Below are 18,489 nucleotides of genomic sequence, written 5' to 3'. Positions count from 1 at the left end.
GCCCTTGCCCGCCCCCGATTGCCCGGCTCAGGCCGGTCACGTCCACACATTGACGCCAGACGCAGTTGTCCGTTCCCGGAAACGCTGTTCCGGGGCCTGACCCCATGTGCCTGCAATGTGATTCACCAGCTGTCCTGCCCGGTGCACTTCAGTTGTTAGGGCCCCTGGAGGCTGAGTCGCAAGTGGGGAAACCGCAAAAAAACTGAAATAAAACGATTGACTCAGTGCGACCCGCAGGGCTCCATTCAAGGCGCTGTTAACGCTGAATTTTGCAGTAACCACGGACGCGAATCGCGGCGGAACCTAGGTTTTTCTGCAGCGGCGACGCGGCCGAACATGACATGCTGCGCCGCAGCACCCGGCCACCACCGGAAAGCCGGCTTTCAGCACACGCTTCAGAGAGACAGCGCACGGCAAAAAGGGCCGGCGCAGCAGCGACGACCCTTTTGTAAGCAAGTCGGGAGGTGATCGGGCCGGTGCGCAAGCAGAGCGGTGCCGGTCAGAAGTCAGGGCTCCGGCCGGAGCCCCGCCGAATCAGAGAGCGGCAACCCGCTTCGACAGGCGCGACATCTTGCGCGATGCGGTGTTCTTGTGGATCACGCCGCGGGCCACGCCGCGCGCCAGTTCCGGCTGAGCGGCCTTGAGTGCTTCGGCGGCTTCCTGCTTGTCGCCGCCAGCCAGGGCGGTTTCGACCTTCTTCACGAAGCTGCGAATGCGGCTCATGCGGGCACCGTTGATTTCGGCCCGGTTGGCGTTGCGACGGATGCGCTTCTTGGCTTGCGGCGTATTGGCCATGTTCGTCCTTGTCTCGGGCCGCACTATGCAGCCGGATATCCTTGCAGATCGTTTCCGAAAAAAGGCGGAAAGCTCCGCCGGAAAGCGGCGCACTTAGTGGCCGGACTGCGAATCGTCAACCCATTGCTGGCGCCTCTGCTGGCGCCCCTGATGGCGGCCAGGCCGGCTCCGGTGCGGGGCCCGCGCTTTAGCGCTGGCATCTGGGGCAGAACCAGGTGCTGCGCCCGCCTTGCGCCAGGCGCTGGATCACGCCGCCATCGCCGCTGGTGCAGGGCTCCCCCTCGCGGCCGTAGACGGCGAAACGGGTCGCGAAATAGCCCAGCTCCCCGTCGGGGCGGGCATAGTCGCGCAAAGTCGACCCGCCATCTTCGATGGACTGGTTGAGCACCGCGCGGATGGCCGGCACAAGCCGGTCGAGCGCGGCGCGTGATACTTTGCCGCCTGCCTTGCGCGGGTCGATGTGTGCGCGGAACAGCGCTTCGCAAACATAGATATTGCCGAGCCCGGCGACGATCCGCTGGTCGAGCAGGCACAGCTTGATCGCCTGCTTGCGCCCTGCCAGCGCGCCTTTCAGATAGGCGGCATCGAGGTCAGGTCCGAGCGGCTCCGGCCCCATCGCGGCAAAGCTGGGCCAGGCGCTGAGCGCGCCGGTATCGACCAGGTCAACCCAGCCGAACCGGCGCGGATCGCACAGGGCAAAGCGGTGATCGGCGGTCTCGATCACGAAATGGTCGTGCTTGTCCGGTTCAGCCGGATCGATTCGCCAGCGCCCGCTCATGCCGAGATGGAAGATCAGCGTCCGGTCCCGGTCGGTGTGGATCAGGCCGTACTTGGCCCGCCGGCCCAGCCCGGTGACGGTGGCCCCGGTCAGCGTCTGGACCAGATCGGCCGGGAAGGGCCGGCGCAGGTCCGTCCGGTTGGTGCGCGCGGCAACGATCCGCTCGCCTTCGAGGAACCGCGCCAGCCCGCGCACGGTGGTTTCGACTTCGGGGAGTTCCGGCATGGTAGGTGCCTTAACACCCTTTGCCGCCGCCGCAATTGCCCCTAAGGCCACGCAATCCCCAGACAGGCGACATCATGAGCGAAACAGTATCCTTCGGTTACGAGGAAGTGACCCCCGACGAGAAGACCGCCCGCGTCGGCGCGGTCTTTTCCAGCGTGGCGGCCAGCTACGATGTGATGAACGATGCGATGTCGGGCGGGATGCACCGCTTGTGGAAGGACCGCTTCGTGCGCCGGGTCAAACCGCAGCCGGGCGAGGCGATTCTCGACATGGCCGGCGGCACCGGGGACATTGCCTTCCGGATGGTCGGGCGTGGCGCGGACGTGACCGTGGCCGATATCAACCAGGACATGCTCGATGTCGGGGTTGAGCGGGCGGTGGAGCGCGGACTGACCGGGCTCACCTGGTCGTGTCAGAATGCCGAGCAACTGACGTATCCTGCGCGCACTTTCGACGCCTATACGATCGTATTCGGCATCCGCAATGTGACCCATATCGACCGGGCCTTGGCCGAGGCATACCGGGTGCTGCGCCACGGCGGGCGCTTCTTCTGCATGGAATTCTCCACCACTGACTGGCCTGGGTTCAAGCAGGCTTATGACGTCTATTCGCACAAGATCATGCCGAAGATGGGCAAGATGATCGCGGGCGACGAGGACAGCTATCGCTATCTCGCCGAATCGATCCGGCGGTTCCCCAGGATGCCGGAATTCGAGGGCATGATCCGCGCTGCCGGGTTCGAGCAGACCCGGGTGGAGCCCATTCTTGGCGGCGCGGTCGCGATCCATTCGGGTTGGAAGATCTGAGCGCGTGACAAGCCCAAGGACCCATCTGTTCCGCCTGCTCACGTGGGGCCGCACCCTTGCCCGGCACGGGGCCCTGCGCGGAATCGAGAACGATCCCAATACCCCAGCGCCGGTCAAGCGGCTGGCCCGGATCGCCCGGTTCGGCACGGTCCAGCCGCGCGTGCCCGACTATGCCGGCGCGTTCCAGGATATCGGCCCGGCCGCGATCAAGCTGGGGCAGACGCTGGCCACCCGCCCCGATCTGGTGGGCGAGGAAGCGGTGCACAACCTGCTGGGCCTGCAGGACAGCCTGCCGCCCGTGCCGTTTGCCGAGATTCGCGCCGCGATTGAGTCGAGCTTCGGCCAGCCGCTCGAGGCGCTTTACAGCCATGTTGAGGAGGAGCCGGTCGGCGCGGCGTCCATCGCCCAGGTCCACAAGGGCGTGACGATCGAGGGCCGCCAGGTTGCGATCAAGGTGCTGCGCCCCGGCATCCGCGAAAAGTTCGCCCGCGATATCGATACCTACGAATGGGCCGCCGCCCATCTCGAGGCATTGGGCGGGGAGGCACAGCGGCTGCGCCCGCGCCTGACCATCGCCAACTTCAAGCGCTGGACCTTGCGCGAGCTGGACCTGCGGCGCGAAGCGGCTTCGGCCAGCGAGCTGGCGCAGGCGATGCGGGCCATCCCCGGCTACCATATCCCCGAGATCGACTGGGACCGGACCAATGGCCGGGTGATGACGATCGAGTGGGTCGACGGGGTGAAGATTTCCCGGCGCGAGGAGCTGGTGGCGGCAGGCCATGACCTGCCCGATCTGGCCCAGCGGCTGGTGCTTGCGTTCCTGACCCAGGCGATCAGCGCCGGATTCTTCCATGCCGACATGCACCAGGGCAACCTGTTCGTGCGGGCCGACGGCACCATTGTCGCGATCGACTTCGGGATCATGGGCCGGATTGACCGGCGCGCGCGGATGTGGCTGGCGGAGATCCTCTATGGCCTCACCACCGGCAATTATCGCCGCGTGGCCGAGATCCACTTCGAGGCGCAATATGTGCCCAGCTATCACAATGTCGACGAGTTCGCGACCGCGCTGCGCGCCGTGGGCGAGCCGATGCGGGGCAAGCCGGTCAGCGAACTGAGTGTCGGCCAGATGCTCGACGGGCTGTTCGCGATCACCCGCGATTTCGACATGAAGACCCAGCCGCACCTGCTGCTGCTGCAGAAGACGATGGTCATGGTCGAAGGGATTGCGACCCAGCTCGATCCGCAGATCAACATGTGGGATGTGGCCGCCCCGTTCGTGCGCAACTGGATCCGTGACGAACTCGGCCCCGAATCCGCGCTGGCCGACCGTATTCGGGAGGATACCGAAACCCTGCTGCGCATCCCCGCGCTGGTCCGCCGGCTGGAGGAACAGTATCCGCCCAAGGGCGGCGCGCCCGAACCGCCGCCTTTGCCGGACATCGAACTGATGTGGGACAAGCGCGCGCGGACCGAACGGCGCTGGCCGGGTTATCTGCTGGCCGCCGCTATCGGCGGCGCGACAGTGGCGGCGGCGCTCTGGTCAGGCTGGGGGGCCTAGTCAGCCTGGCAGGCTGAGCCGGCCTCAGGTCTGCGGGTGGGGCAGCACCCGGCTGGCGATCAGCAGCAGGATGACCATGACCGCCTCCACCAGCATCGGCTGCCAGTAACCGTCCCACGGGCCGTCCACGGCCAGCCCGACGAACCGGCCCACCAGCGCCACGCCGAACAGGCCGGCCGGAACCAGCAGCAGGTCCCCGTTGCGGCGCCAGGCGCCCACCATCATGCAAACGGACCCCACCACGAAGAACGCGGTCATGTCGGCCCTGATCGAGGCCAGACCCTGAGCGGTAGTGGGGGTGAGGCCGAAGTCCGTGCCTGCGGCCACGGGATCGAGCAGGAAGCCCAGGCCAATGAACAGGAACAGCAACCCTGCGGCGAAAATCAGCCCGGTCAGCACCAAACGCATCCGTAGTCTCCCCATTTCGCGGGCAGGTTACCAAGACGATAGGGATAAGTCGCCAGACAAAATTATCCCTGTGCCCGGCAAGGGATGGCCGACGGGGCTGGCGCGAACGGGTGTGCGCGGTTAACCATGCCCCTGCTCAACATCGGGCAATGAGGGGACGGGTCAGGATGGCGCCCACGGCGGGCATGGCAGTGGCCAGGGCAGGAGCAGGCGGGTGACCGGAACGGGTTATCCGCGCATCCTGCTGGTGGTTGGCGGCGGGATTGCCGCCTACAAATCGTGCGAGCTCGTGCGCCTGATCCGCAAGGGCGGCGGGGCGGTGACCTGTGTCGTGACTCAGGGCGGCCAGCAATTCGTCACCCCGATGGCGCTCGCCGCGCTCAGCGAAAACCCGGTCTACACCACCCTGTGGGATCTCAAGAACGAGGCCGAGATGGGCCATATCCAGCTCAGCCGCGAGGCTGATCTGGTGGTCGTCTGCCCGGCCACAGCCGATCTTCTGGCCAAGATGGCAGCCGGTATTGCCGACGATCTGGCCACCACGCTGATCCTGGCGACCGACAAGCCGGTGATGGTTGTCCCGGCGATGAACGTGCGGATGTGGCAGCACGAGGCGACTCAGCGCAACCTTGCCTGGCTGCGCCAGGCCGGGGTCGACGTGATCGATCCCGACGAAGGCCCGATGGCCTGCGGGGAGTTCGGCCCGGGCCGCCTGCCCGAGCCTGAAGTGATCTGGGCCGAGATTGCCGCCCGCTTCGGCCTTGTCGCTGATTGCGAGCCCCGGCAGCAGCCCGACTTGCTCGAAGCGCTGGAGCCTGAGCCAGAAGTGCGGCCGCGTGGCGGATTGGGCGGGCTGCTGTCGTCCCTCATCCCCCGCTCGACCCCGCGCCGCAGCGCCGAGGTGATCGAGACAGAATGGCAGGACACGCCTGAAGCCGAAGTGCCCGAAGACGCGGCCCCCGAAGGCGCGGTCCCCGAAGACCCTGCCCCCCAAGACCCTGCCCCCGAAGATCCTGCCGGAGACGCGCCGATGCCCCCGCCGCCCTCTTCGCCGGGTTTCGGCGGCGGACTGCTGGCCTCCAAGGGACGCGCGGTGGCCGCGCCGCCCACCGATCCTGCTGCCATCAATCACATGGTCGGCGGCCCCGCTGGTCCGCCCGAAGTGGAGATGACCGATCCGCTCGACGGGCAGCCCGACTTTGACGAGGACCCGGCCCACCGCCCGCTCTACGGGCGCCACGTGCTGGTCACCGCCGGGCCGACCCACGAGCCGATCGATCCGGTCCGCTATATCGCCAACCGGTCCAGCGGGAAGCAGGGCTTCGAGATCGCGGCCGCCGCCGCCGCTGCCGGGGCCAGGGTCACGCTGGTGGCCGGGCCGGTCCACCTCGATACGCCGCACGGGGTTGACCGGATCGACGTCGAATCCGCGCGTGAGATGGCCGAGGCGGTCAAGCAGGCATTGCCTGCCGATGTCGCCATCATGGTCGCTGCCGTGGCTGACTGGCGCAGCAAGGATTTCGCGGCCCAGAAGATGAAGAAGCGCGGCTCGGCCCCGCCCGCGCTGCTGCTGACCGAGAACCCTGACATTCTCGCCACGGTTGCTTCGGGCAGGTCCAGGCCGGGCCTGCTGATCGGCTTTGCGGCCGAGACCGAGGAAGTGGTCGAGCACGCCCAGGTCAAGCGCAAGCGCAAGGGGGCCGACTGGATCGTCGCCAACGATGTCTCGGGCGATGTCATGGGCGGCGAAATGAACCGGGTCCATATCGTGCGTGAAAGCGGGGTCGAGCACCTGGACGAGATGCCCAAGGGCGAGGTGGCGCGGGCGCTGGTCGAGCGGATCGTGGCTGAGCTGGAACAAGGGTGGCCGCAATGACACAGGGTCCGGTCGCCGTGGCGCTGAAGCGCCTGCCGCATGGCGAAGGCCTTGCCCTGCCGCACTATGCCACGGCCGGCGCGGCGGGCATGGACGTGCTTGCGGCCGAGGACGTGACGCTGGCCCCCGGCGCGCGCCATGCCGTGGCGACCGGCCTGGCGCTGGCGATCCCGCCGGGCTACGAAATCCAGGTCCGCCCGCGCTCCGGCCTGGCGCTGAAACACGGGATCACCGTGCCCAACACGCCCGGCACGATTGATTCGGACTACCGGGGGGAGCTGAAGGTCATCCTGATCAACCACGGCAGCGAACCTTTCGCCATCGTGCGCGGAGACCGGGTGGCGCAGCTGGTGCTGGCCCCGGTGACGCAGGCGACATGGCACGAGGTCGCGGAGTTGGATGATACCGCGCGCGGCTCGGGCGGCTTCGGATCGACCGGGGGGCACGAGCGCCTTTAGCCCGGCACCGCCCGCGGTGGCTCAGGCCAGTCGGGCGGCCAGTCCGGTCAGCTTGAGCAGCTCGGCGTGCACTTTCTCCAGCTCCTTTTCGTACCACAGGTCGATCAGGAAGCCGATTTCGCCGAGGAAGGTCGGGATTTCGTCCAGCACGTAGAGGTTGGCCATGCTGGGTGAGGCCGATTCGCCGTGGCGGTTGGGCAACTTCGCGCGGATGCCGTGGCCTGCCACATAGGCCACCAGTTCATCGATGTTCTGTTGCATTGCAGCCATGCGCATCTCGTTGGAGGCGGAGCGGGCGTGGCCGAGCTCTTCCTTGGCGCGATCGATCAGGCGCATGAGATGGGCGTAACGGCGATCAGCGGCCTCGCGCGAGAGGCTGGAAACCTGCATGATGAAAGCGTGCTGGATGCGGTGCCGGGCGGTATCGGGGTGTTCGCCGGCCGCGAAGTCTGCGCCATTGGCGCTGAGCCGGGCCGCAGCGGCCTTGTCCGCCGATGCAGCTGCTTCGATTCTGGTCATCTCGCCCATCGGCCGGTCTTCCCCCTGAGAAAGACCGATCAATGCCAGAACAGGGTAAATACCGGATTAAGCCTGTAGGGGGCGCGCCGCAGCGCACCCCCCGAATGGCTCAGTCGATCCGGCGCACCGTCTTCTTGTCAGGTGCGATGGTAATCCGCACGGTTTCGCCGGAATTGCCAGGGAAATCGGTGAACATCGCCTCGACCAGGTTGGGCACCAGGTGCGGCAGGCGGTTGGAGGTCGACACGGCTTCGGCCTTGCCTTCGAACAGGCGCTGGCCGCTGGCCACATTGTCGATCTTCAGGTCAATGCCGCTGGTGAACACGGTGTAGCTTTCCACCTCGCCCCCGCCGAACCACGGATCGTGGAAGCCGTAACCCCACGCCGAGGATGGGTGGATCCGGCGGATATAGCCCGAACGGGTCCGGTAATAGACCGGGCGATAGCTATGCCAGCTGCCCCAGAACGGATCCGCGAAACCGGTGCTGCGCACCCGCTCGCGGCCGTTATCGACCCCGTAATCGAAGCGCACCAGCAGGCTGGCCTGTTCCGGCGAGGCGGCCTGGGCATAGCCCAGCCGCGCCATCTGCGCCTCGACCAGATCGGCATAGCGGGAGAACTCGAGCCCGCCTGCCAGCGCCGGATCATCGGCAACCACTGCAAAACTCTGGCCCTGCGGCGCGGGAAGCTGGGTCTGGAAGCGTGAGACATCGGCCTTGAACGGTGTGGCGCAGGCAGCCAGCCCGGCCAGCAGCAGCGGCACGGCGGCCAGCTTCATCAAGCGGACCCGGGTGTTTCTGGTAGTGTTCATGAGACTTTCCTCTTCGGAAAACAGCAACGTCTGTCGCGACCAGCCATTTCCCGGTCGCACGCTGTCATCGTTGAGGCGTGCTGTAAAGCAGATGGCCTGAACCGGGTTTGAATACGGGGCAAAAGCCTCAGCCGCGGACCAGCCCCAGCGCCTGATAGGTGGCCGTCAGGGTTGCGCCGCCCATGTCCCGTGCCCGTGCCGCGCCGCGCGCGAGGATCGCGTCCAGCGCTTCGCGATCATCCCGGAGGGCGCGGAACCGGGTGTTGATCGGGCCAAGCGTTTCCACCAGCGCCTCGGCCAGGGCGGGCTTGAACGCGCCGAACCCCTGTCCGGCAAACTGGCTGAGCACCTGGTCAACCGGCTGCCCGGTCACCGCGCCGAAGATCGTCACGAGGTTGAGCGCCTCCGCCCGCCCGGCCAGCCCGGCTGCTTCGCCGGGCAGCGGCTGGGGGTCGGTCTTGGCCTTGCGGACCTTCTGCATGATCGTGTCGGCATCATCGATCAGGTTGATCCGGCTCATCTCGCTCGGATCGGATTTGGACATCTTGGCGCTGCCATCGCGCAGGCTCATGATCCGCGCGGCTTCGAGCGGCACGATCGGCTCGGGCAGGGTGAACACCGGTGCATCGTCGGCGCAGAAATCGTTGTTGAACTTCTGCGCGATGTCGCGCGCCAGCTCCAGGTGCTGCTTCTGGTCTTCGCCCACCGGCACCTGGGTGGCCTGATAGAGCAGCACGTCGGCCGCCTGCAGCACGGGATAGGTGAACAGGGCGACCGACTGGCCTTCGCGGTTCTTGCCGGCCTTGTCCTTCCACTGGGTCATCCGGTTGAGCCAGCCCATCCGGGCGGTGCCGTTGAGCAGCCATTGCAGCTCGGCATGGGCGGGAACCTGCGCCTGGTTGAACAGGATGGAGCGATCCGGGTCTATCCCGCAGGCGACCAGTGCGGCGGTCATCTCCAGCGTCGCGGCGCGCAGCTCGGCCGGATTGTGCGGCTGGCTGATGGCATGGAGGTCGGCGAGGAAGTAAAGACACTGCCCCCCTTCAGGCATCGAATCCTGCATCCGCACCCAGTTGCGGATCGCGCCCAGGTAATTGCCGAGATGCAGGTTGCCCGTGGGCTGGATGCCGGAAACGACGCGCATGATCTGTCCTGTGGGTTAGCTCTGGCGGCGCATTAGGCGCTGCACGGTCGCCTTGTCGAGGATGCCGAGCAGGAAACCGGCAGCGGCGAAACTGGCAAGGCCCGCGCCGGCGATGGCGAGGATGGCGGTTGCCCGCTCCAGCGCGGTGCCGCTGAACATCGGGTCGAGCGGGGCCATCAGGAACCACAAGGCTGCCCCCATCACAGCTGCGGCCAGCACGATCCGGGCAATCCGCCCCATGATCCGGCCGGGCAGGTGGAAATGCCCCTTGTGCGCCAGCAGGGCATAGAGCAGCGCCACGTTGCACCACGCCCCGATCGAGCCGGCGATCGCCAGCCCCAGCACGCCCAGCCGCGGCACCAGCAAGAAGTTGAGCAAGACCGTGACCGTCAGGCTGGCGGCGGCGGTATAGACCGGAGTGCGGGTATCCTTGCGGGCGAAAAAGTTGGGGGTCAGCACCTTGACCAGCACATAGGCGGGCAAGCCGATCACCAGCCCGCCGACCACGGTGCCGGTCACCAGCGCATCCTCCAGGGTGAACGCCCCGCCGACGAAGAACACCCGGGTAAAGGCGCTGCCGGTAACGAACAGCGCCACCGCAGCCGGGATGGTCAGCAGCATGGCGAGCTCGATCGCGTTCGATTGCAGGCGCGAGGCTTCCTCCGGCTCGCCCCGCCCCAGATGGCGCGACAGGGCCGGCAGGATCGCGGTGCCCAGGGCAATGCCGATAATGCCGAGCGGGAGCTGGTTCCACCGGTCCGCCATGGCGAGATAGGTGTAGCTGCCGTCTGGCAGGTTGGAGAGGAAGAACAGGTCAATGAAACGGGCGATCTGGTACACGCCCGCGCCGAACACGGCCGGCACGATCAGCACGCCCAGTTCCCGGACCTGCGCGGTCAGGCGCGGGCGGCGCAATGCCAGCCGGAAGCCGGAGCGACGCATCCAGAACCACAGCCACAGCAGTTGCAGCAGCCCGGAAACCGATACTGCCACCGCCAGCCAGAACCCGACCGCCATCCGGGTCGCTTCGCCGCCGGGCTGAAACGCGCCCCAGGTCAGCGCCGTGATCAGGCAGATGTTGAGCAGGATCGGTGCCGCCGCCGCTGCCGCAAAGCGCGACAGCGAATTGAGCACGGCGGCAAACAGCGTCGCCAGGCTCATGAACACCAGATAGGGAAAGGCAATCCGCGCCATCAGCACGGCATGATCGAACAGGGCCGGATCGCCCGTGGTGCCTTGGTTGGCGAACAGCCCGGCAATCCACGGCATGACCAGCAGCGCGATCCCGCCGAAGGCGATCAGGATCGGGATCAGCACCGCCAGCACGTCCTCGGCGAAGCGCCGCGCTTCGGATATGTCGTCGTCCCGCGTCATCCGCCGGTTGAACAGCGGCACGAAGGCGCTGGCGAAGGCCCCTTCGGCAAACAGGCGGCGGAAGATGTTGGGCAGCTGGAAGGCCAGTTGCCAGGCATCGGCCACGCCGCCCGCCCCGAGCACCCGGGCCAGCATCATGTCGCGCACGAAACCAAATACGCGGCTGACCAGAGTCAGCCCGCCGATCGTGCCGACGTTACGGAGCAGGCTCATTGATCAGGCCCGCGCTTGCCGGGTGCGCTCAGGCTTCTGCCGCAGGGGCACCGGCTCCGCCGGCAGCCGCAGCCTGTTCCTGGATGCGCTGGAAATAGAGGCCGTTGAAGTCGATCGGGTCGAGCAGCAGCGGCTGGTAGCCGAGATCGCGCGTGGCGTCGGCCACGATGCGGCGGGCGAACGGGAACAGGATGCGCGGCGCTTCGGCATAGAGGAAGGCATGGGCCTGCTCGTCGGGCAGGTTGCGCATCCCGACCAGGCCGCAATAGGCCAGCTCGACGATGTAGAAATTGCCCTGCTGGGCCTTTGCTGTGACGGTGATCTTCAGCTCGACTTCGTGCACTTCGTCGCTGACCGGCTGGGCGCCGATGTTGAGCTGCAGGTCGATCTGCGGCGCTTCGGTCCACTGGTACGCCTGCGGCGCGTTCGGATTCTCGACCGAGAGATCCTTGATGTACTGCGAGATCAGGCCGGCTGCCGGGGTCGTGTCGGCGCCGTTGGGCAGCGGATCGGGATTGATGTCGGTCAGGATATCGCCTTCGTCGGCCATGGTCTGGGATGCTTTCGTGCCAGTCTTGCGGGCGCTGCCCGGTGGGGGCAGCGGTGGTTCGGCGGGCCGCCTAGCACTGTGTGCGCCGTGCCGCAACGCAGGACATTTTCCCGCCGCTCCGCGTTGTTCATTTGAAAACCCGCGCCATATAGGGCACGAAGGGGACTGGACCGGAGCGCGTGGGAGCGGCGCTGCTCCACATTGATGAACGGATTTTGACTGTGATCTACGAGATCGTCATCCTCGCTGCGATAGCCGCCTTTCTGGGCCTGCGCCTCTATTCGGTGCTGGGCCAGCGCGCTGACCACGAGGAAGAACATGTGCCCAACCGGTTCGAAGGGCCCGATGGCGCACCTCCGCCCGCCGCCATGCCGCGCCCGGCGCTGACGCCGGTGGCTGCCGCGCAGGGCGAGCAGGCCGATGCCGTCTTGCCCGCAGTGGAACGCGGCGTCCGCGCCATCGCGGCGGCGGACCGCCAGTTTGACATCACCGGGTTCCTCGAAGGCGCCAAGGGTGCCTACGGGATGGTGCTGGAAGCCTTCTGGACCGGTGACCGCGCGACCTTGCGCGAGCTGTGCGATGACGATGTCTACGCCGGTTTCGATGCCGCCATCACCGCCCGTGATGAAGCGGGCGAAACGATGCAGAACGCGCTGATCCGGATCGAGGAAGCAACCATCCACTCGGCCACGCTGGATGGCAAGGTGGCGCGGGTCGCGGTGCGCTTCGTGGCGGATATCGCTGCGGTCACCCGTGACCGTGATGGCACGATCATTGCCGGTTCGCTGGACGATGCCATCGTCAGCCGCGATGTCTGGACCTTCCGCCGCGACGTGACTTCGTCCGCGCCTGACTGGGTGCTGGACGAGACCGACGAAGGCTGAGGCAGCAGCAGGCAACGAAACGGGGGGCGTTTCCGGTGAGACGGATTGCGGCGGGTCTGGCAGCGGCATTTCTGCTGGCGGGCTGCCGCCTTGTCCCCGGAGGAGAAGCGCCGCGCCCGGTCGGCCCGGCCCAGCCGCCTGCCGGAGCCGTGTCGAGCGCCGCATTCGCCGGTGTCGTGCGCGGCCCGAGCATTGGTGCCCTGGCACCCGGCCGCGACGATGCCGGGACTGCGCTGGCCGCCTTTGCCGAATCCTGTCCGGTGCTGACCAAACGGCCTGATGCCAGCGGCTTGACCTACCCTGCCGACTGGATGCCAGCCTGCGAGGCGGCGCGTACCTGGCCCGTCACGCGGGCCAGCCAGTTCTTCATCGAGCATTTCGAGACTGCCCGGGTCGGCAGCGGGGAAGCCTTTGCCACCGGCTATTACGAGCCTGAAATCGCTGGCAGCCGCACCCGCAGGCCGGGCTACGAAGTGCCGGTCTATGCCCTGCCGGCTGACCTTGAACGCGGCTGGCACGAAGAAATCCCTGTCAGTGAGCGGACCGGCCGCCCGCCGCTGGGGCGCAAGCTGCCGTCGGGACAATTCGTCCCCTATTATGAACGGGCGGAGATCGACGCCGGCGCGCTTGCCGGGCGCGGGCTGGAGCTGGCCTGGGCGGCTGACCCGGTCGAGCTGTTCTTCCTCCAGATCCAGGGCTCCGGGCGGCTGATCACCCCTGAAGGGCAGGTAATTCGCATTGGCTACGCCGGGCAGAACGGGCGCGAATATGTCGCGATCGGGCGGATCCTGCGCGAACGCGGGGTGCTCGGCAGCGGGCCGGGGCAATATCCCGGCTCGATGCAGGGGCTGATGGCCTGGATCCGGGACAACCCGGAAGAAGGCCGCAAGGTCATGCACCAGAACCGCAGCTACGTGTTCTTCCGCGAGCTCACCGGCGACGGACCCGTGGGCTCGATCGGTGTGCCGGTGCGGCGGGAAGCCTCGGTGGCGGTGGATCCGGCCTTCGTGCCCTATGGCGCCCCGGTCTGGCTGGAGGTCGACCGGCCCGAAGCGAACGGGCTGTGGGTGGCACAAGATACCGGCGGCGCGATCAAGGGCCCCAACCGGTTCGACACGTTCTGGGGCGCGGGGGAGGATGCCCGGGTGATCGCCGGCGGAATGAGCGCGCGCGGTACGGCGCTGGTGCTGCTGCCCAAGGGCACGGTCGCGCGCCTCAACGGCGAATGAGCCATCCGCGCGGCCTGACCCCGGAAGAAGCTTCGGCCTGGGACAAGGTGGCGGCAACGGTCAAGCCGCTCCACCCGGTGCGAAAGGCCAAGGCGGCGGCGCAGCCTGCCAAGGCCATCCGGGTGGAGAGCAAGCCGCTCGTTGCCGCGCCCGTGCCCCGGCCCGCGAGCCGCCCGGTCAAGGCGTCTGTCGCGCCTGCTCCTGCTCGGGCCCCGGCTCGGGTCCCGGCTCTGGCCCCGGCTCCCGTGCGCGCCGATACCGGTCTCGATTCCCATTGGGAGCGGCGATTCAAAGCCGGGTCGATCGATCCCGATTTCACCCTCGACCTGCATGGCCATACGCTTGATTCGGCGCATGACCGGCTCGATGACGGTCTCATGCAGGCCAAGGCCCTGGGCGCGCGGGTGGTGCTGGTGATCGCGGGCAAGCCGCGCCCGGTCGAAGCGGCGGACCGGGGGGATCGGCGCGGGGCGATCCGGGCCAAGCTGCTCGACTGGCTCGCCGCCGGGCCGCACGGGAGCGACATTGCCGCGATCCGCAAGGCCCACCGCCGCCACGGGGGCGAAGGCGCGCTCTACCTGGTGCTCAAACGGAGGCGGTAGGGCACCGCCCGGGCGTGTTATCTTATCCGCACTGCGCCCGGTGCAGCAGCTTGTGGTCGGCCAGCACCAGCGCCATCATCGCCTCCACCACCGGGGTGCCGCGAATGCCCACGCAGGGATCGTGCCGCCCCTTGGTGCGGACCTCGGTTTCTGCGCCATCGCGGGTGATCGAGGGTACCGGGGTGAGGATCGAGCTGGTTGGCTTGAACGCGACCCGGCAAACCACCGGCTGCCCGGTGCTGATCCCGCCCGCGATCCCGCCCGCATGGTTGGCCGCGAACTCGGGGCCATTCTCTCCCGCGCGCATCGGATCGGCGTTCTGCTCGCCCGAGAGGCGCGCGGCGCCGAAGCCGTCGCCGATTTCCACGCCCTTCACCGCATTGATCCCCATCATCGCGGCGGCCAGATCGGCATCGAGCTTGGCATAGATCGGCGCGCCCCATCCGGCGGGCACCCCGGTGGCGACGCATTCGACCACTGCGCCGAGCGAGGAGCCTGCCAGCCGGGCCTCGTCCACCAGCTTCTCCCACCGCTGCGCTGCAGCGGCATCGGGGCACCAGAACGGGTTGTTGCCGATTTCACCGGCATCGAAATTGGCCGGGTTGACCGCATCGCCGCCGATCTCGGCCACATAGGCGAGCAGGGAGACCTCCGGGATCACCAGCCGCGCCACTGCGCCTGCTGCCACCCGCGCCGCGGTTTCGCGCGCGCTGGAACGCCCGCCGCCGCGATAATCGCGCAGGCCATATTTGGCATCATAGGCATAATCGGCATGGCCCGGGCGATAGGCCTGGGCGATCTCCGAATAGTCCTTGCTGCGCTGGTCGGTGTTCTCGATCATCAGGCTGATCGGCGTGCCGGTGGTGCGCCCTTCGAACACGCCGGACAGGATGCGGACCTGGTCCGGCTCGTTGCGCTGGGTGGTGAACTTGTTCTGCCCCGGGCGGCGCGCGTCCAGAAACGGCTGGATCGCGGCTTCATCGAGGACGAGCCCCGGCGGGCACCCGTCCACCACCGCCCCCAATGCGGGGCCATGGCTTTCGCCCCAGGTCGTCATGCGGAAAACCCGCCCGAAAGTGTTCCAGCTCATGGCAGGCATTTGGCGCAACTTCGGGCGGCTGTCCAATCTGTCAGCGCATAGGATTATTTCGTGCGCACCAAGACGCAAAGGAGGGGCGAAGAACCGTTTTCCTACAAGCGCGCGATCTGGCACCGTAGCCCGATGGCCCGCCTGCAGCACGTCGCAATGACGGAGAGGGGGCGGGGGGCTCCCCTCGCAGCATTCGGGATGGTGTTTGGAAAATAAATACGATAAACCAGTCAGTTATAAATGTTGGACTCGCTTGACAAGGCGTCAACTTCGTCAAGCAGGTGTCAGGCGGCCCGCGCCGTCTGGCTGCGGTTGACGATAATGCGCCCGCCGCACTGGCCAAACCGCGTGCTTTGCGGCAGGAACAAAACGCGCTCAAGCAGCGAAGCGGTAGCGCAGAAAGATAGCGATGATTGCGAAGCTGAAGGGCCTGCTCGACGAAACCGGCACCGACTGGGCGGTGATCGACGTGGCGGGCGTGGGCTACCTCGTCCACTGCTCGGCCAAGACATTGAGCGCGCTGGGCGAACGGGGCGAGGCCTGCACGCTCTACACCGACCTGCAGGTTTCCGAGAACGACATGCGCCTGCTCGGCTTTGCTGACAGCGGTGAGCGGGACTGGTTCCGCCTGCTTACCCAGGTGCAGGGGGTGGGCAGCAAGGTCGCGCTGGCGATCCTCTCCGCCCTGTCGGCGGGTGAATTGCAGGCGGCCTGCTCGCAAGGCGACGCGGCGATGGTCGCCCGCGCCAACGGGGTCGGGCCGAAGCTGGCCGGCCGGATCGTCAACGAGCTGAAGGACAAGGCGGGCGGGATGCCGGGTGGCGGCATGGCCGGAGTGCCGGTGAGCGCCGTCTCGCAAGCCGGAGCCGCCAGTGCCGACGCGGTCAGCGCGCTGGAAAACCTCGGCTTCAAACCCGCCACCGCCGCCCGCGCCGTAGCCCTGGCGCAAGGCGAACTGGGCGAAGGCGCGAGTGAGAGCGAGTTGATAAGGGTTGCGTTGAAGAGGGCGGCGGGGTGAGCTCTCAGTTTTCCGTATCAAATCCTCCCGATGCCCAAGGAATTGAGAACGGTAGTTCTGCGGTCGATTCCGTATCGTGGATCAAAGAGGCCGCAAAAGAAGAAATCGAAAGTCTAAAGTTCATGCGAGCAGTCGCATGGGAGCAGCACTCGCACTCATTTAAGTGGCTGGTTGGATCGCTGCTTGCGCTGAATGGGGGAGGTTTGCTCGCAATTGTTCAAGCTACAGGAATTGCGTTGATTGAGCGTCTTTTCGGAGGGGCGGCCTTTGCCCTCGGGATTGCCTGCGCACTTCTGGTTGCGGTCTTTGCGCAGCATGCAATCATGGCTTCTTTGATGCCCCTACAGCGGCAAATTGGGTACTGGATGTCGGTTGTCGACGACGGAGTGAGAAATGAACAGTTTGAAGCTGAATTAGCGTCTGAGCTGGGAAAGTCCTCCCGGCTTGAAAAGCTGGGACGGATTGGAGGTTGGGCGTCTGCAGCATGCTTTTTCGTTGGCTTGATCTGCGGCGGCGTTGGAATGGTTCAGTTCGAATCTGAGCAGCATGAAAGTGTGGCGCAACCGGAGGTAGGAAAATGACCGACCAACCCCTCCATTCCCCCGCTCGCCAGCCGGAGGACCCGGACGCTGCGCTGCGGCCCAAATCGCTCGGCGAGTTCATCGGGCAGGAGGCGGCGCGGGATAACTTGCGCGTGTTCATCGAAGCCGCGCGCGGGCGGGGCGAGGCGATGGACCATGTGCTGTTCTTCGGCCCGCCGGGGCTGGGCAAGACCACGCTGGCGCAGATCGTCGCCAAGGAACTGGGGGTCGGTTTCCGCGCCACCTCCGGCCCGGTGATCGCCAAGGCGGGCGATCTGGCCGCGCTGCTGACCAATCTGGAACCGCACGACGTGCTGTTCATCGACGAGATCCACCGGCTCAATCCGGTGGTCGAGGAAGTGCTCTACCCGGCAATGGAGGACCGCGCGCTCGACCTGATCATCGGCGAAGGGCCCTCGGCGCGCAGCGTGCGGATCGACCTGCCGCCGTTCACCCTGGTCGGCGCGACCACCCGGCAGGGGCTGCTGACCACGCCCTTGCGGGACCGGTTCGGCATCCCGGTGCGGCTCAATTTCTACACCCACGAGGAGCTTGACCTGGTGGTGACGCGCGGCGCGCGGCTGCTCGGCATGGAGATTGATCCCGCGGGCGCGCGCGAGATTGCGCGGCGCAGCCGGGGCACGCCCCGGGTGGCCGGGCGGCTGCTGCGCCGGGTGCGCGACTTCGCCCATGTTGCGGGGGACGGCCTCGTCACCCGCGCGATTGCCGATGCCGCGCTGACCCGGCTGGAGATCGACCGGCTTGGCCTCGATGCGATGGACCGGCGTTATCTCACCATGATCGCAGGGGTCTACAAAGGCGGCCCGGTGGGAGTGGAAACGCTGGCCGCCGGCCTCGCCGAGCCGCGTGATACGGTGGAGGAAGTGATCGAGCCTTACCTCATCCAGCTGGGCCTGATTGCCCGCACCGCGCGCGGCCGCTGCCTCAACGATGCGGGATGGAATCACCTCGACATGCGCCCCCCGGCCGGGAGCCAGACCCCGCTGTTCGGCCCGGAAGATTAATGATTTCGTTGGGTTTTGCCGCCAGTTCGGTTCCATAACGGGACAGTCCCGGCGAAGGGCCGGAAATCGGCGCGCTTTTTTGCCGCCGGGCTGCCAATTCATGGTTAATGTGATTGCCCGTTTAAGGACTTGGTCGCTTCTTGCTGCCACAGGGCGTGTTCATGGGGGCGGAGCCGCCGTTTCCACCCACGACCCGGATGCAACAAGAGAGCTTGCCCTTGTCGGTAAAATTGGCCCTGGCGAAACTGTCCGCGACTGCCGCGGGCACAGCGCTGCTAGCAGGAGGCGCGGTTCACGTCGCTGAACCGATGGCGACGGAACGGCCGTCGTACAAGTCGGTCAAGAGCCAGCCGCGCTATGTCAAGCAGAAGACCGCCAAGCGGCAGGTGCCCAAGACCGTGCAGCGCAAGCGGCGCGTCGTCCGGCCGACTGTCGAATGCGTTCCGGCAGGCCCGGGCACGATCGTTCCGCAGCCCCTCGGCTACACGGACGGATCGCGCACCATTCCCGGCAGCGCCAATGCATATGGCGCCAACCCATAC

At 66.9% G+C, this 18,489-nt stretch carries 19 protein-coding genes; 10 read left to right on the top strand and 9 right to left on the bottom strand.

Annotated elements, in window-relative coordinates:
• Positions 1-534: 534 nt before the first annotated feature.
• Together rpsT and mutM are read right to left on the bottom strand one after the other, a co-directional pair.
• Positions 535-795, bottom strand: coding sequence for a 30S ribosomal protein S20 (gene rpsT / locus U4960_RS16020; RefSeq protein WP_324261602.1), 261 nt, complete (start codon positions 793-795; stop codon positions 535-537).
• Between the two features lie 187 nt (positions 796-982).
• Positions 983-1,798, bottom strand: coding sequence for a bifunctional DNA-formamidopyrimidine glycosylase/DNA-(apurinic or apyrimidinic site) lyase (gene mutM / locus U4960_RS16015; RefSeq protein WP_324261601.1), 816 nt, complete (start codon positions 1,796-1,798; stop codon positions 983-985).
• Positions 1,799-1,872: 74 nt separating this feature from the next.
• Here mutM and U4960_RS16010 point away from each other — a divergent pair, with 74 nt between their 5' ends.
• Positions 1,873-2,604 (top strand): class I SAM-dependent methyltransferase, encoded by a 732-nt coding sequence (locus U4960_RS16010; protein ID WP_324261600.1) that lies wholly within the window; start codon positions 1,873-1,875, stop codon positions 2,602-2,604.
• A gap of 4 nt (positions 2,605-2,608) precedes the next feature.
• The gene (gene ubiB / locus U4960_RS16005) at positions 2,609-4,165 is read left to right on the top strand and encodes a 2-polyprenylphenol 6-hydroxylase (RefSeq protein ID WP_324261599.1); all 1,557 of its coding nucleotides are present in this window, start codon (positions 2,609-2,611) and stop codon (positions 4,163-4,165) included.
• A gap of 24 nt (positions 4,166-4,189) precedes the next feature.
• Here the strand turns inward: ubiB and U4960_RS16000 are convergent, their stop codons facing one another.
• A complete protein-coding gene (locus tag U4960_RS16000) occupies positions 4,190-4,573 on the bottom strand; it encodes a DUF4345 family protein (protein ID WP_324261598.1) in 384 nt (127 codons plus the stop codon).
• Positions 4,574-4,787: 214 nt separating this feature from the next.
• Here U4960_RS16000 and U4960_RS15995 point away from each other — a divergent pair, with 214 nt between their 5' ends.
• Both U4960_RS15995 and dut read left to right on the top strand, forming a co-directional pair.
• On the top strand, positions 4,788-6,449 hold the full coding sequence (locus U4960_RS15995; RefSeq protein ID WP_324261597.1) for a bifunctional phosphopantothenoylcysteine decarboxylase/phosphopantothenate synthase: 1,662 nt from the start codon (positions 4,788-4,790) through the stop codon (positions 6,447-6,449).
• Positions 6,446-6,907 carry a dUTP diphosphatase gene (gene dut / locus U4960_RS15990; RefSeq protein ID WP_324261596.1) on the top strand — a complete coding sequence of 154 codons (462 nt, stop codon included), beginning with the start codon at positions 6,446-6,448 and terminating at the stop codon, positions 6,905-6,907. Before U4960_RS15995 ends, dut begins: the two co-directional genes overlap by 4 nt.
• Before the next feature lie 21 nt (positions 6,908-6,928).
• Here the strand turns inward: dut and U4960_RS15985 are convergent, their stop codons facing one another.
• From U4960_RS15985 to secB, 5 genes are all read right to left on the bottom strand, one after another.
• Positions 6,929-7,426 (bottom strand): hypothetical protein, encoded by a 498-nt coding sequence (locus U4960_RS15985; protein ID WP_324261595.1) that lies wholly within the window; start codon positions 7,424-7,426, stop codon positions 6,929-6,931.
• 109 nt (positions 7,427-7,535) lie between these two features.
• Positions 7,536-8,237: a DUF4136 domain-containing protein gene (locus U4960_RS15980; RefSeq protein ID WP_324261594.1), complete on the bottom strand. Its 702-nt coding sequence runs from the start codon at positions 8,235-8,237 to the stop codon at positions 7,536-7,538.
• A gap of 127 nt (positions 8,238-8,364) precedes the next feature.
• The gene (trpS, locus tag U4960_RS15975; RefSeq protein WP_324261593.1) at positions 8,365-9,381 is read right to left on the bottom strand and encodes a tryptophan--tRNA ligase; all 1,017 of its coding nucleotides are present in this window, start codon (positions 9,379-9,381) and stop codon (positions 8,365-8,367) included.
• A 15-nt stretch (positions 9,382-9,396) separates the two neighbouring features.
• On the bottom strand, positions 9,397-10,968 hold the full coding sequence (gene murJ / locus U4960_RS15970; protein WP_324261592.1) for a murein biosynthesis integral membrane protein MurJ: 1,572 nt from the start codon (positions 10,966-10,968) through the stop codon (positions 9,397-9,399).
• Positions 10,969-10,996: 28 nt separating this feature from the next.
• On the bottom strand, positions 10,997-11,518 hold the full coding sequence (gene secB, locus U4960_RS15965; RefSeq protein WP_324261591.1) for a protein-export chaperone SecB: 522 nt from the start codon (positions 11,516-11,518) through the stop codon (positions 10,997-10,999).
• A 221-nt stretch (positions 11,519-11,739) separates the two neighbouring features.
• Between secB and U4960_RS15960 the strand changes: the two genes are divergently transcribed.
• From U4960_RS15960 to U4960_RS15950, 3 genes are read left to right on the top strand one after another with little or no spacing between them, the layout of a single operon-like run.
• Complete coding sequence (locus tag U4960_RS15960) at positions 11,740-12,402, top strand: Tim44/TimA family putative adaptor protein (RefSeq protein ID WP_324263136.1); 663 nt, start codon at positions 11,740-11,742, stop codon at positions 12,400-12,402.
• 35 nt (positions 12,403-12,437) lie between these two features.
• Positions 12,438-13,631: a murein transglycosylase A gene (gene mltA, locus U4960_RS15955; protein ID WP_324261590.1), complete on the top strand. Its 1,194-nt coding sequence runs from the start codon at positions 12,438-12,440 to the stop codon at positions 13,629-13,631.
• Positions 13,628-14,233 carry a Smr/MutS family protein gene (locus U4960_RS15950; RefSeq protein WP_324261589.1) on the top strand — a complete coding sequence of 202 codons (606 nt, stop codon included), beginning with the start codon at positions 13,628-13,630 and terminating at the stop codon, positions 14,231-14,233. Before mltA ends, U4960_RS15950 begins: the two co-directional genes overlap by 4 nt.
• Before the next feature lie 22 nt (positions 14,234-14,255).
• Here U4960_RS15950 and aroC read toward each other — a convergent pair whose 3' ends face one another.
• Positions 14,256-15,323 (bottom strand): chorismate synthase, encoded by a 1,068-nt coding sequence (aroC, locus tag U4960_RS15945; RefSeq protein ID WP_324261588.1) that lies wholly within the window; start codon positions 15,321-15,323, stop codon positions 14,256-14,258.
• Positions 15,324-15,732: 409 nt separating this feature from the next.
• Here aroC and ruvA point away from each other — a divergent pair, with 409 nt between their 5' ends.
• The 3 genes from ruvA to ruvB are packed head-to-tail and all read left to right on the top strand — an operon-like array spanning position 15,733 to position 17,947.
• Positions 15,733-16,341, top strand: a complete 609-nt coding sequence (gene ruvA / locus U4960_RS15940; protein ID WP_324261587.1) for a Holliday junction branch migration protein RuvA — start codon at positions 15,733-15,735, stop codon at positions 16,339-16,341.
• Entirely contained in the window at positions 16,338-16,922 is a 585-nt protein-coding gene (locus U4960_RS15935; RefSeq protein WP_324261586.1) for a hypothetical protein, read from the top strand. The genes ruvA and U4960_RS15935 overlap by 4 nt, the downstream gene beginning before the upstream one ends.
• Positions 16,919-17,947 (top strand): Holliday junction branch migration DNA helicase RuvB, encoded by a 1,029-nt coding sequence (gene ruvB / locus U4960_RS15930; protein WP_324261585.1) that lies wholly within the window; start codon positions 16,919-16,921, stop codon positions 17,945-17,947. The genes U4960_RS15935 and ruvB overlap by 4 nt, the downstream gene beginning before the upstream one ends.
• Positions 17,948-18,489 lie beyond the last annotated feature (542 nt).

It is taken from the genome of Altererythrobacter sp. H2 (assembly GCF_035319885.1).
GTDB lineage: Bacteria > Pseudomonadota > Alphaproteobacteria > Sphingomonadales > Sphingomonadaceae > 34-65-8.
This window is presented reverse-complemented; position numbering and strand designations above follow the sequence as displayed.